The sequence below is a fragment of the Streptosporangium sp. NPDC000239 genome (assembly GCF_040300765.1).
Classification (GTDB): domain Bacteria; phylum Actinomycetota; class Actinomycetes; order Streptosporangiales; family Streptosporangiaceae; genus Streptosporangium.
In genome coordinates this window covers 191,073-203,355 of the sequence record NZ_JBEPEI010000013.1, presented here as the reverse complement: position 1 = coordinate 203,355, position 12,283 = coordinate 191,073, and the positions used below count along the sequence as shown (strand labels likewise).

The 12,283-nt window shown below is 71.6% G+C and carries 12 protein-coding genes; 9 read left to right on the top strand and 3 right to left on the bottom strand.

The window, feature by feature from the left end; genetic code table 11:
- Nucleotides 1–226 precede the first annotated feature (226 nt).
- From ABT340_RS28500 to ABT340_RS28460, 9 genes are all read left to right on the top strand, one after another.
- Nucleotides 227–838: a 50S ribosomal protein L25/general stress protein Ctc gene (locus ABT340_RS28500; protein ID WP_352013915.1), complete on the top strand. Its 612-nt coding sequence runs from the start codon at nucleotides 227–229 to the stop codon at nucleotides 836–838.
- Between the two features lie 196 nt (nucleotides 839–1,034).
- On the top strand, nucleotides 1,035–1,640 hold the full coding sequence (gene pth, locus ABT340_RS28495) for an aminoacyl-tRNA hydrolase (protein WP_352013940.1): 606 nt from the start codon (nucleotides 1,035–1,037) through the stop codon (nucleotides 1,638–1,640).
- A gap of 98 nt (nucleotides 1,641–1,738) precedes the next feature.
- Nucleotides 1,739–3,205: a sugar transferase gene (locus ABT340_RS28490; RefSeq protein WP_352013914.1), complete on the top strand. Its 1,467-nt coding sequence runs from the start codon at nucleotides 1,739–1,741 to the stop codon at nucleotides 3,203–3,205.
- Nucleotides 3,205–3,972: a 3'(2'),5'-bisphosphate nucleotidase CysQ gene (locus ABT340_RS28485; RefSeq protein ID WP_352013913.1), complete on the top strand. Its 768-nt coding sequence runs from the start codon at nucleotides 3,205–3,207 to the stop codon at nucleotides 3,970–3,972. Before ABT340_RS28490 ends, ABT340_RS28485 begins: the two co-directional genes overlap by 1 nt.
- A 19-nt stretch (nucleotides 3,973–3,991) precedes the next feature.
- Entirely contained in the window at nucleotides 3,992–4,906 is a 915-nt protein-coding gene (gene cysD / locus ABT340_RS28480; RefSeq protein WP_352013912.1) for a sulfate adenylyltransferase subunit CysD, read from the top strand.
- 115 nt (nucleotides 4,907–5,021) lie between these two features.
- The gene (gene cysN / locus ABT340_RS28475; RefSeq protein ID WP_352013911.1) at nucleotides 5,022–6,284 is read left to right on the top strand and encodes a sulfate adenylyltransferase subunit CysN; all 1,263 of its coding nucleotides are present in this window, start codon (nucleotides 5,022–5,024) and stop codon (nucleotides 6,282–6,284) included.
- Nucleotides 6,285–6,488: 204 nt separating this feature from the next.
- Nucleotides 6,489–7,430 (top strand): sulfotransferase family protein, encoded by a 942-nt coding sequence (locus tag ABT340_RS28470; protein ID WP_352013910.1) that lies wholly within the window; start codon nucleotides 6,489–6,491, stop codon nucleotides 7,428–7,430.
- Complete coding sequence (locus ABT340_RS28465) at nucleotides 7,427–8,350, top strand: glycosyltransferase family 2 protein (protein WP_352013909.1); 924 nt, start codon at nucleotides 7,427–7,429, stop codon at nucleotides 8,348–8,350. The genes ABT340_RS28470 and ABT340_RS28465 overlap by 4 nt, the downstream gene beginning before the upstream one ends.
- Nucleotides 8,350–9,207, top strand: coding sequence for a WecB/TagA/CpsF family glycosyltransferase (locus ABT340_RS28460; RefSeq protein ID WP_352013908.1), 858 nt, complete (start codon nucleotides 8,350–8,352; stop codon nucleotides 9,205–9,207). The genes ABT340_RS28465 and ABT340_RS28460 overlap by 1 nt, the downstream gene beginning before the upstream one ends.
- Before the next feature lie 7 nt (nucleotides 9,208–9,214).
- Here the strand turns inward: ABT340_RS28460 and ABT340_RS28455 are convergent, their stop codons facing one another.
- Genes ABT340_RS28455 through ABT340_RS28445 form a run of 3 tightly spaced genes read right to left on the bottom strand, consistent with a single transcriptional unit; the run spans nucleotide 9,215 to nucleotide 12,278 of the window.
- On the bottom strand, nucleotides 9,215–10,129 hold the full coding sequence (locus ABT340_RS28455; protein ID WP_352013907.1) for a sulfotransferase: 915 nt from the start codon (nucleotides 10,127–10,129) through the stop codon (nucleotides 9,215–9,217).
- Nucleotides 10,126–11,442, bottom strand: coding sequence for a lipopolysaccharide biosynthesis protein (locus ABT340_RS28450; RefSeq protein ID WP_352013906.1), 1,317 nt, complete (start codon nucleotides 11,440–11,442; stop codon nucleotides 10,126–10,128). Before ABT340_RS28450 ends, ABT340_RS28455 begins: the two co-directional genes overlap by 4 nt.
- Complete coding sequence (locus ABT340_RS28445) at nucleotides 11,430–12,278, bottom strand: sulfotransferase family protein (protein WP_352013905.1); 849 nt, start codon at nucleotides 12,276–12,278, stop codon at nucleotides 11,430–11,432. Before ABT340_RS28445 ends, ABT340_RS28450 begins: the two co-directional genes overlap by 13 nt.
- Nucleotides 12,279–12,283 lie beyond the last annotated feature (5 nt).

The window sequence follows — 12,283 nt, the reverse complement described above, 5'->3', positions numbered from 1 at the left end:
CGCCGGGCCGTACCTCCCCGCGGAACCCACTAAGCTGATGGGGTTCGCCGCGAGGATGCCGCAGATGTCCGAGACCGCACGACGGGCGAAGACATCGGCTCGAAAGGCATCCGAGCCGCCGGGCGCCGGCCCGGCAAAGAGACGCAGCGCTCGTAACGCCTTCCGCTAGGGCGGGTGAGGGAGAGCGCGTCCTTTTCCACCGACGAAGATCCCTAGGAGATCCACCGTGTCCGAGGTAGTCATCACCGCCGAGTCCCGCAACGACTTCGGCAAGGGCGCCGCCCGCAAGATCCGTCGCGAGCACAAGGTGCCCGTCGTCCTCTACGGTCACGGTACCGAGCCCCAGCACCTGTCCCTGCCGGGCCACGAGCTGCTGCTCGCGCTGCGCACCCCGAACGTCCTGATCCGCCTCCAGGGTGCGGTCTCCGAGCTGGCGCTGCCCAAGGGCGTCCAGCGTGACCCGCTCAAGGGCTTCCTTGAGCACGTCGACCTCCTGCTGGTCAAGCGCGGCGAGAAGGTCACCGTCGAAATCCCGGTCACCACGACCGGTGAGGTCGCCGACGGCATCCTCGACCAGCAGCTCGTCTCCGTCTCCGTCGAGGCCGAGGCCACGCACATCCCGACAGGTGTCGAGGTCGACGTCGAGGGCCTGGAGATCGGCGCCCAGATCACCGCGGGCGACCTGAAGCTGCCCAAGGGCACGACGCTGGTCGCCGACCCCGAGACGCTGGTCCTGCACGTCACCGCCGCCCCGACCGCCGAGCCGGAGCCCGAGGCCGCCGAGGGTGAGGCCGCCGAGGCCGCCGAGGGCGAGCAGGCCGCCGAGGCCGCCGAGTAGGACACCGGGTAAGACCGGTACACCGGGCCGCGCGCCGTACGGGCGCCGGCCCGGCCCGTTTCCCCGCTCCGCCGTACGGCGGCGGGGAAACCGAGCACGCCGGGGGTGCGCGGTCGTCGCGTCGTCCCCTGTCAGGGCAGTCCGGGACCGGGCTGCCCTGACGCGCGTGCGAGACCTGACGCGCATGCGAGAAGGGATGCCGACCGTGGACCGCTGGCTGGTCGTTGGTCTGGGGAACCCCGGTCCCGAGTACGCGGGGAACCGGCACAACGCGGGCTTCATGGTGCTCGACGAGCTCGCCGCGCGGGCCGGGGGGCGCTTCAAGGCCCACAGGTCACGGGCCGAGGTGCTTGAGGGGCGGGTCGCCGGCCTTTCCGCGGTGCTGGCCAAGCCGTTGTCGTTCATGAACCTCTCCGGTGGCCCGGTGAAGGCCCTGGCCGACTTCTACAAGGTCGAACCGGCCCGGGTGATCGTGGTCCACGACGAGCTGGACATCCCCTACGGAGCGCTCAGGGCCAAGCTCGGCGGCGGCGACAACGGCCACAACGGGCTGAAGTCGATCACCAAGTCCCTCGCGACGCGTGACTACCTGCGGGTCCGTTTCGGGATCGGCCGCCCGCCCGGCCGGATGGACGCCGCCTCCTTCGTCCTGCGCGACTTCGCGACCGCCGAGCGCAAGGACCTGCCGTTCCTGGTGGACAAGGCGGCGGACGTGGTCGAGTCGCTGATGAAGGCGGGGCTCGAACCCACTCAGAACGCCTTCCACGCGACCGACCTGAACATCTCGGGCCCGCCCCGGTGATCGACTTCTAGCCGTTCGTACGAACGGCGCGCGTTTCGGCCTTCGAACCTCGTACCTCCCGTTCCTGACGCTAACATTCGGTCACTGTCCGTTGGTGCATGGTTACGCAGGGGGAGTGCGTGCGTGACGTAATCGTCGACCGGGCGAGGCCGAGGACCGCATGGGCGGTCCGTCCGAGTCTGCCGGACTGGGTCCGTCGTTACCGGGTGCGAGCCGCGGTGGCCGATCTCGGCTCAGCCTCCCTGGCCGGGACGCTCGCGCTGTTCGTCCGGTTCGGCGAGGTCACCCCATATGTGACCCCGTACGTGTTGCTGAGCCTCACGCTTCCGGTCGTCTGGGTCTGCGCGATCAGGATCAACCGTGCCTACGAGCCTCGCCTGATCGGGCTGGGGGCCGAGGAGTTCCAGCGGATCTTCCAGTGCGGGTTCACCCTCACCGCGGCCCTCGCCATCGGCGCATACGTGACGAAGACCGACGTGGCCAGGGGATACGTCGTGCTCGCCCTGCCGCTGGCGACGCTGCTGACCATCCTCGCCAGGTACGGCCTGCGCCGCCGTCTGCACCGCAGGCGGGCCCAGGGGGCCTGCATGCGCCGGGTCGTCGCGGTCGGTCACCGCGCCGCGGTCGCCGACCTCGTCCGCCGCTTCCGCAGGGAGCGCTACCACGGCATGGAGGTCGTCGGGGTCTGCGTGCCGTACGACGGGATGGGGGACGTGGAGGGGGTCGCCGTGCTCGGCGGCCTGTCGGACGTCCCGATCGCCGTGCCGCAGGTGTCGGCCGACACGGTCGCGGTCCTGGCCTGTCCCGAGATGGACGGGGTGGCGCTGCGGCGTCTGGCCTGGCGCCTCGAACGCACCGAGACCGACCTGGTCGTCGCCCCGGCGCTCATGGAGGTCACCGGGCCGCGAATCACCATCCGCCCCGCCGCGGGCCTGCCGCTGCTGCACGTGGAGCACCCCGAGCTCACCGGCCCGCGGCAACTGGTCAAGAACCTCTTCGACCGGGTCGGCGCCGGGGTGCTGCTCGTCGTGCTGCTGCCGCTGTTCGCCGTGCTGCCGCTGGCCGTACGGGCCTCGGGGCCGGGGCCGGTGTTCTTCCGGCAGCGGCGGGTCGGCAGGGACGGCGCCGAGTTCACGATCTACAAGTTCCGCACCATGACCACCGACGCGGAGCGGCGCCGGATCACCCTGACCGGAGACGGCCAGGGCGTGCTCTTCAAGATCCGCAACGACCCGCGCATCACCCCGGTGGGCGCCCGGCTGCGGCGTCACTCCCTGGACGAGTTGCCGCAGCTTGTCAACGTGCTGCTCGGTCAGATGTCGCTGGTCGGCCCGAGACCCCCGCTGCCCGAGGAGGTCGCCCGGTACGGCGACGACGTCCGGCGGCGGCTGCTGGTAAAGCCGGGCATGACCGGCCTGTGGCAAGTCAGTGGGCGGTCTGACCTATCTTGGGAGGAATCTGTACGGTTGGACCTACGTTATGTGGAGAACTGGTCCCTCACGCTGGACCTGCAGATCCTGTGGAAGACCTGGTCGGCTGTCGCGCGAGGGGCTGGAGCATACTGATGACGATTCGCGACGACCACGTTCTCGCCGCGGACCTGGCGACTCAGGCGGGCGAACTGCTGCTCGCCCTGCGCGACAAGAGGGGCTTCGACGACCCGGCCGCGCTGCGCGCCGAGGGCGACTCCTCCGCGCACCGCCTCCTGATGGACGCCCTGGCGACCTCACGTCCAGGTGACAGTGTGCTATCCGAGGAGGCGACTCAGGACGAGCGTCTCGACCCCCGGCGCCTGACGGCGGAGCGGGTGTGGATCGTCGATCCGCTCGACGGAACCCGCGAGTTCGCCGAGGAGGGCCGCGACGACTGGGCGGTGCACGTGGCGCTGTGGGAGAACGGCGCACTGCGCGCGGGGGCGGTGGCGCTGCCCGCCGCCGGCACGACGCTGTCCACTCTGGAACCCCCCGTCCTCCCGCAGCTCACGGCCGGCACCAGGCCGAAGATCGCGGTCAGCAGGAGCAGGCCCCCCGAGTTCGTCGTCGAACTGGCCCGCCGTACGGGGGCCGACCTGGTGCCGATCGGGTCGGCGGGCGCCAAGATCTCCGCGGTCCTCACCGGGAGGGTCGAGGCCTACGTGCACGCGGGCGGCCAGTACGAGTGGGACTCCGCGGCCCCGGTCGCCGTCGCCCTCGCCTCGGGAGCCCACGCCAGCCGGATCGACGGCTCACCCCTGACCTACAACCAGGGCGACCCGTCGCTGCCGGATATCCTTGTTTCCCTACCGGGACTGGCGCCGACCTTGCTCGCCGGAATCCGGGATCTCCACCGATAATCCCCGCTAGGAGAGTCAGATGCTTCAGTGCGACTACACCACGTCGCAGCTCGATGTCCTTGAGGCAGAGGCCATTCACATCATGCGTGAGGTGGCGGCCGAGTTCGAGCGTCCCTGTCTGCTCTTCTCCGGTGGTAAAGACTCGATCGTCATGCTCCGTCTCGCGGAGAAGGCCTTCTGGCCGGCGCCGATCCCCTTCCCGCTGATGCACGTCGACACCGGGCACAACTTCCCCGAGGTCATCGAGTTCCGCGACCGCAGGGCCGCCGAGCTGGGCGCCCGCCTGGTCGTGGCGAGCGTGCAGGACTCCATCGACGCCGGGCGCGTCACCGAGCAGACGGGCCGCAGGGCCTCCCGCAACCGGCTGCAGACCACGACCCTGCTCGACGCGATCGAGGACAACGAGTACGACGCCGTGTTCGGCGGCGCCCGCCGCGACGAGGAGAAGGCACGCGCCAAGGAGCGGGTCTTCTCCTTCCGTGACGACTTCGGTCAGTGGGACCCGAAGAACCAGCGGCCCGAGCTGTGGAACCTCTACAACGGGCGAATCCGCAAGGGCGAGCACATCCGGGTGTTCCCGCTGTCCAACTGGACCGAGCTCGACGTCTGGGACTACATCCGGCGTGAGGGCATCGAGATCCCGTCGATCTACTACGCCCACCGGCGCAAGGTGTTCGAGCGCGACGGCATGCTGCTGTCCGACACCGAGTTCATCCCCCGCGACGAGGACGAGCCGCTCGTCGAGATGACGGTCCGCTACCGCACGGTCGGCGACGTGACCTGCACCGGCGCCGTCCAGTCGACCGCCACCACGGTCGAGGAGATCATCGAGGAGATCGCGGTGACCCGGCTCACCGAGCGCGGCGCGACCCGCGCCGACGACCGGGCCTCCGAGGCGGCGATGGAGGACCGCAAGCGGGAGGGGTACTTCTAGTGCGCGAGGTCCTGCCGCACCGGCCCGCTCCCTCCCGGGAGCGGCCCCGCCCCCTCGGCCCGCGCGCCGCGCGGCCTTCCCGTGCCAGCCGTACGATCTCTGGAGAGCAGCTCTGATGGACATTCTTCGCTTTGCCACCGCGGGAAGCGTCGACGACGGGAAGTCGACCCTCATCGGCCGCCTGCTCTTCGACTCGAAGGCGATCTTCGAGGACCAGCTTGAGGCCGTCGAGCGCACCTCCCGCGACCGCGGCACCGAGTACACCGACCTGTCGCTGCTCACCGACGGCCTGCGGGCCGAGCGGGAGCAGGGCATCACGATCGACGTGGCCTACCGCTACTTCGCCACGCCCAAGCGCAAGTTCATCATCGCCGACACCCCGGGCCACATCCAGTACACCCGGAACATGGTCACCGGCGCCTCGACCGCGGACCTGGCGATCATCCTGATCGACGCGCGCAAGGGCGTGGTCGAGCAGTCGCGGCGGCACGCCTTCCTGACCACGCTGCTGCGGGTGCCGCACCTGGTGCTCGCGGTCAACAAGATGGACCTGGTCGACTACTCCCAGGAGCGGTTCGAGGAGATCCGCGAGGAGTTCACCGCCTTCGCCGCCAAGCTGAACGCCCCGGACCTGACGTTCATCCCGATCTCGGCGCTGCACGGCGACAACGTGGTCTCCCGCTCGGAGAACATGCCCTGGTACAACGGCTCCTCGCTGCTGCACCACCTTGAGCACCTGCACATCGCCTCCGACCGCAACCTGGTGGACGTGCGATTCCCCGTGCAGTACGTGATCAGGCCGCAGCGGGCGACCGACCCGGCCTTCCACGACTACCGGGGTTACGCGGGCCAGGTCGCGGGCGGCGTCCTCAAGCCGGGCGACGAGGTCATGCACCTGCCCTCCGGGCTGACCACGCGCATCGCCTCGATCGACACCTTCGACGGCCCCGTGGACGAGGCCTTCCCGCCGATGTCGGTGACCCTCCGCCTTGAGGACGACATCGACATCTCCCGGGGCGACATGATCTGCCGCCCGAACAACCAGCCGCAGGCCGCCCAGGAGCTTGAGGCGATGGTCTGCTGGATGACCGACGCCAGCAAGCTGGGCCCGCGCGCCAAGCTGACCATCAAGCAGACCACCCGTACGGCCCGCGCGCTGGTCCGCGACCTGCACTATCGGCTCGACGTCAACACCCTGCACCGCGACGAGTCGGCCGAGGCCCTCGGCCTGAACGAGATCGGACGGGTCTCGCTGCGCGTCACCCAGCCGCTGTTCGTCGACGACTACGCCAGGAACCGCCTCACCGGCGGTTTCATCCTCGTGGACGAGACGACCAACAACACCGTCGGCGCCGGGATGATCGTCGAGGCCCGATAACGCCCTGCCTCCGGTCCCCTTCACCGCCCGCCGTACGCGGGTGGGGGAGGGGACCTTCGCGTTCACGCGGCCGAGCCGTCCCGGCGGGTCGCGAAGCCGCGCCGCGTGGGGGTCGGTAGATCGTTTGACCGTTCCCCAACCCGAATGTGACTCTCCGCGCTAGTCTCGGCACGTTCCGTATCCATCCGGTGAGGATTCGTGCCCGTGTCTGACAGTCCGTCTCCCGCCAGGGTCGTCTTCCTGGGTGGTCTCGGCCGCAGCGGCACCACACTGCTCGAACGGCTGCTCGGTGAGGTCCCCGGCATCGCGCCGCTCGGCGAGGTCGCCCACCTCTGGACGCGGGGCGTGCTCGCGAACGAGGACTGCGGGTGCGCGAGGCCGTTCGGCACCTGCCCCTTCTGGCGCGAGGTCGGCGCCCGCGCCTTCGGCGGCTGGTCGGAGGACCTCGCTGAAAGGGTCGTCACACTCGGCCTGCGGGTCGACCGCACCCGGCGCATCCCCGCCCTGGCCCGGTTCCTGGCCGGCGGCCGGTCGTCGCGGAGGCCCGCCGCACTGGGCGAGTACGTCGCCGCCCATCGCCGTCTCTATGACGCGGCGAGTGAGGTCGCGGGCTGCCCGGTCGTCGTCGATTCGAGCAAGCACGCCTCCCTGGCCTTCTGCCTGGCCGCCTCCGGGGTCGACGTGCACGTCGTGCACGTCGTGCGCGACCCCCGGGCGGTCGCCCACTCCTGGCACAGGCGGGTCATCCGCCCGGAGAGCGGCTCCCCGATGACCCGCTGGTCGCCCGGCCGCACCTCGGTGCACTGGCTGGCGCAGAACCTCGGCATCGAACTGCTGGCCCGTGGCGGCGTGCCGGTCACCAGGGTCCGCTACGAGGACCTCGTCCGGGCCCCGGCGGAAACGCTCGGGCACCTGGCCGCCAGGATCGGCCTGCCCGTCGGCCTTGACTTCCTGACCGGTGAGAAGGCCCTGCTCTCCAGGGCGCACACGGTCGCGGGGAACCCGATGCGCTTCGCGGTCGGCCCCATCGGGCTGGTCCCCGACGATGCCTGGCGCACCGCGGCCCCCGTCCTGCACCGGAGCCTGGTCACCGCACTGACCTGGCCACTGATGATCAAGTACGGCTATCGCGGGAGGCTTGTGTGAGTCCGTCGGTGGGAGTGGTCATCCCCACGAGAGGTCACAGGCCGGAGCACCTGCGCGCCGCGACGCGCGCCGCCCTCGGCCAGGTGTGCTCCGGATCGGTCGAGGTGGTCGTCGTCGTCGACGGCACGGACACCGCCGGGGTCACCGACCAACTAGCCGACTTCCTCGCCCGGGGGGCGGGAACGACCTCGCGGAGTGTCCGGGTCGTGGCCAACCGGCGTCTCCCCGGTCTTCCCGGGGCGCGAAACACGGGCATCGAGGCGCTCGACACCGACCTGGTCGCCTTCTGCGACGACGACGACGAGTGGGCACCGGGCAAACTCGCCGCCCAGATGGGCGCGCTCGCGGCGCGGCCCGGCGCGGAGTTCGCCAGCTGCGCCATCGAGATCGAGTACGGCTCCCGCAGCGTCCGGCGCCTGGCGGGAACCTCCTCCATCACCCGGGCCCACCTGTTGCGCTCGCGGATGGCGATGGTGCACTCCTCGACGTTCCTGTTCCGGCGTGGAGCGTTCCTGGTCGACGAGAGCGCGCCGAACGGTCAGAACGAAGACTGGGACCTGGCGCTGCGCGCCGCCGAGCGCCGTCCCATCGTGCATGTGGACCGTCCGCTGGTGCGAGTCCGCTGGGGCGCCTCGCAGTATGCGACCAGATGGGCGGACCGCATCGCCGGGCTTGAGTGGATGCTCGCCCGGCACCCGGATCTGGCCGTGGACCCGCGCGGCGCGGCACGGGTCTACGGCCAGATCGCCTTCCACAACGCGGCCCTCGGCAGGCGCAGGGAGGCCGGACGCTGGGCGTTGCGGGCGTTCACCGTACGGCGCGGCGAGCCACGCACGCCCATCGCGCTGGCCGTCGCGGCCGGTCTGGTCTCCGCCCACACGGTGCTGGGCGCGTTGCACCACCGCGGGCACGGCATCTGATGGCGACCGGTACGGCCAGGCAGACCCCGGGCCCGGCTCATGGCAGGCGGCGCCGGGACAAGAGCCAGGACGGGGGGAGGGACGAGGAGGCCCGTAAACGCCGCAGGGTGCGGGTCGCCGGTCTCGTCCTCGACCCGATGACCGAGGGCGAGGTCGTCGAGCATGTGGTCGCCTCGCTGAAACGCGGCGAGGGCGGCCACCTGGTGACCCCCAACGTGGACATCGGCTGGGCCGTCGCCCGCGACCCCGAGGCGCGCGAGCTGGTCGAGAGGGCCGATCTGGCGGTCGCCGACGGCATGCCGCTGGTGTGGGCGGCCGACCTGCTCGGCACACCCGTCCCCGGCAGGGTCACCGGCGCCGACCTGATCTGGTCCCTGTCGGACGCGGCGGCCTTCTACGGCTACCCGGTCTACCTGCTCGGCGGCCCGCAGGGCGCCGCCGCGCAGGCGGCGTCCCGGTTGCGCGGCCGCCATCCCCGGCTGCGCGTGGTGGGGGCCGACGCCCCGCCGCACGGGTTCGAGACGACCGAGGAGGGCTACGCGGAGGTCAAGGACGCCATGCTGGCCGCCGCGCCCCGGGTGGTGTTCGTCGGCCTGGGCTTCCCCAAGCAGGACCGGCTCATCGCGAGGCTCCGCCAGGACATGCCCGCGACCTGGTTCATCGGCTGCGGCGCGGCGATCTCGTTCGCGGCGGGTACGGCCCGCAGGGCGCCTGCGTGGATGCGGCGCTCCGGGCTCGAATGGCTCTTCCGGCTGGTCAACGAGCCCGGCAGGCTGGCCCGCCGCTATCTTCTGCACGACCTGCCGTTCGCGCTCAAGCTGCTCACGGTCTGTCTGCTGCGGCGTCTGTTCTCCTGAGGGAGGCTCACCCGCCGGAGGCCAGCTCCAGGACCCGGCGGGTCTCCTCGGGGTTCAGCCGGTTCGCGGCGTGGGCCAGGGCCAGCCGGGAGTCCATGGGGCGGTAGGCCGTACGGGACAGGCCGTGCCACACGAAGCCGCCCGCCGGCCCCGTGGACGCCGTGCACGCCCTGAGGACCCTTTCGCGCGCGCGGGCCGACCAGGTCAGGCCCAGCCTGCCGTACAGGGCGCGGAAGCCCTCCTCGGGGGCGGCGGCGAGGTCCTCGTAGCGGACCAGGGTGATCCCCGGGTGCCCGGCCGCCAGGGTCGTGACGACCCGTCTGGCCGCCCGCCACAGCGCGACGGCCTTGGCGATGCGGTCCTGGCAGCCGACGAACGCGCGCAGCGCCTCCAGGTGGGGGTGGTCCCTGATGAGCAGCGGCTGTTCGAGCAGTTCGTGGAAGTAGACGGTCCAGCCGAGCCGTTGCCAGCTGCCCACGAACGGCACCGCGTCACGTTGCAGCACGACCACCTGGCAGCCGAGGCGCTCTGCGAACCACCCGGCGGAGAACAACGCGAACGGGTCGTCGAGCAGCGCCCGCCGCCCGGTCAGCCGCCCCAGCGTGAAGGCCGCGCCGTACCTGGCCATCCGTGCCAGGTCGTACGGCGAGCGGTTGCGCCGCAGCTCGGCCAGGAACCGGTAGCGCAGCGCGACCGTGTCGGTGAAGGCGGGCAGCCAGAGGTCCTCGTTGTCCGGGCAGATGTACTGGAAACGGTGGGTGACGTGGGCGTTCAGCACCCCGGGGCAGCGGCCGGGCGGGTGCTGGGGGTTGAGCGGCTCGTTGACGTAGACCAGGCCGCCGCCCGCCGCCAGCATCTTGCCCGTCCAGCTCGTGCCGCTCCTGGGCAGCCCCGTGACGAGCACGGGAACCCGGCCCGTCACCGGGGCCGCCAGGGCCGCAACGCCCCCAGACTGTGGGCGCCGAAGGGGCGCAGGCCGAGGCGGCGGTGGATCTGCCACAGCGGCAGCAGATTCTTGACCAGCGTGCCCGAGGCCCAGGCGAGGGCCGCGCCCGCCGCGCCGTACGCGGGGGTCAGGAACACCCCGCAGGCCGTGGTCACCGTGATCGCGGCGACCAGGTTGGCCAGACTGGAGCGGGTGTACCCGGCGGCGGTCAGCACCACGTCCACCATGCCGCAGGCCCCGGCGAGCATCATCGTCACGGCGAGGACCAGCGCCACGGCGGCACCCGAGGCGTACCCGTCGCCGAGGAGGCCGAGCAGCCATGGCGCGCACAGGGCGTACCCCAGCCAGAGCGGCCAGGTCAGCGCCACCAGCCACGTCGTCGCCGACTGGTACAGCGCGCGGGCGCGGCCCAGGTTCCCGGCGGTGAGCGCCTCGACCAGCCTGGGCTGCGCCGCCTGGGCCAGACCCCGGTTGACGAGCTGGCCGACCACCTTGAAACGGGTGGCGGCGGTGTAGACGGCGGCCTCCTCCGGCCCGGCGAGGACCGCGACGACCATGACGTCCAGCCGCTGGAACACCGCCTGGATCGCGGCGGCGGCCGACCTGGGCCAGGTGTGGCGCCACAGCTCACGCGCGGCCTCCAGGGCGTACGGCCCGGCGTAGGGCGTGTGGGGCAGCCGTCCGCGCAGCCAGAGCGCCGCCAGGCACAGCACCGGGACGTACGGCAACGCCCAGGCGGCCACCAGGACCGGAACCGTCCGCACTCCGGAGGCGACGGCGAGGGAGACGAGCACGAGCTGGGCGACGGGCTGGAGCAGACCGTCGAGCAGCAGGGTCGGCAGCATCATCCCGAAGCCGCGTGTGGCGGAGACCAGGACGTCCGCGCACACGACGGCGGGCAACGCGACCGCCAGCACCCGGAAAGCCGGGTCGGACAGGCAGGCGAACAGGACCGTCCCCACGGCCACCGAGAGCGCCGCGACCGGCGCCAGCGCCGCACGGACCTGCCCTCGCGCGCGGTCGTGACCGCAGGCGCCGGTCCCGGCGATGGCGTGGACGAGTCCGTTGCCCGCGTCGAGCCGCAGGACGCCCGCGACGGTCAGGCACAGCGCGGTCGCGGTGAAGAAGGCGCCCGCCGTCTGCCGGTCGGTGCCCCTGGTGACCAGCACGACCGTCAGGAACTGGGCGCCCGCTCCGACTCCGGCGCCGACGAGTCCCGCCAGGCCGTCCCTGGCCGCTCCTCCGACGCGCGGCAGCCTGGCCAGGCCCGCGGAGATCAGCGGCGCCACGAGGGGGACGCGCCGAGCCAGTGGGGCAGCTTGGCGTCCCACTCCTCGAAGTGGTCGGTGAGTTCACGGCGCAACGAATCGGGCATCGGACCGGGCCGGGGACGGGCGTTGTGCCGTTCGAAGACCGGATCGCCGATGTGCGGCAGCCCCAGGAACTCCAGCACCCGGTCGTAGACGATCTCGGGTTCGCCGAAGAACCGCCCGCTGTCGATCACGAGTATCCGGTCCCTGCCGATCAGCGGCTCGAACCGGGCGAGCTGCTCGGCGTAGCGGCCCCTGGCGAGGTAGGCGTGGTGACGGTGCGCGTGACTCGTCGAGTACGGCGCGGCGCACAGCCCCTCCGCGGCTCCGGCGAGCCGTTCCTCCTCAAGCTCGACCGCCCTGGCGAAGGAGGGCTCCGTCTCGAACCCCCTGGCCAGTTCGTGGGCGTGTGCGGAGAAGGCGCGCTCGACCGGGTCGCGCACCAGGACGATCAGCTTCACACCCGGCAGGTCACGGGCGATGCGGGAGGCGGCCAGCGGATGGAACAGGTAGTAGGGGGAGGACTCGAAGACGTGGGGGCGGCAGCCGTACCGGCGGGTCAGCCTGGAGGTTCCTGCGTGCAGAGGGAAGTGCGCCCGGTACCACGACAGGCCACGGTCATAGGCCACGTCGAAGTAGTGCACCCCCTTGTGGAGGCCGGGCTTGAGGATCAGCGGGTGCTGGGAGAGCGCCCGGTAGAGCGAGGTGGTGCCCGCGCGCTGCGCCCCGGCGATCAGGAAGGAGGGCAGCACCCGTCCTGCGGCGGTGAACCGGCCTGCGGTCCGCGCGACGGCGTGCACGGAACGTTTCAGCATGGGCT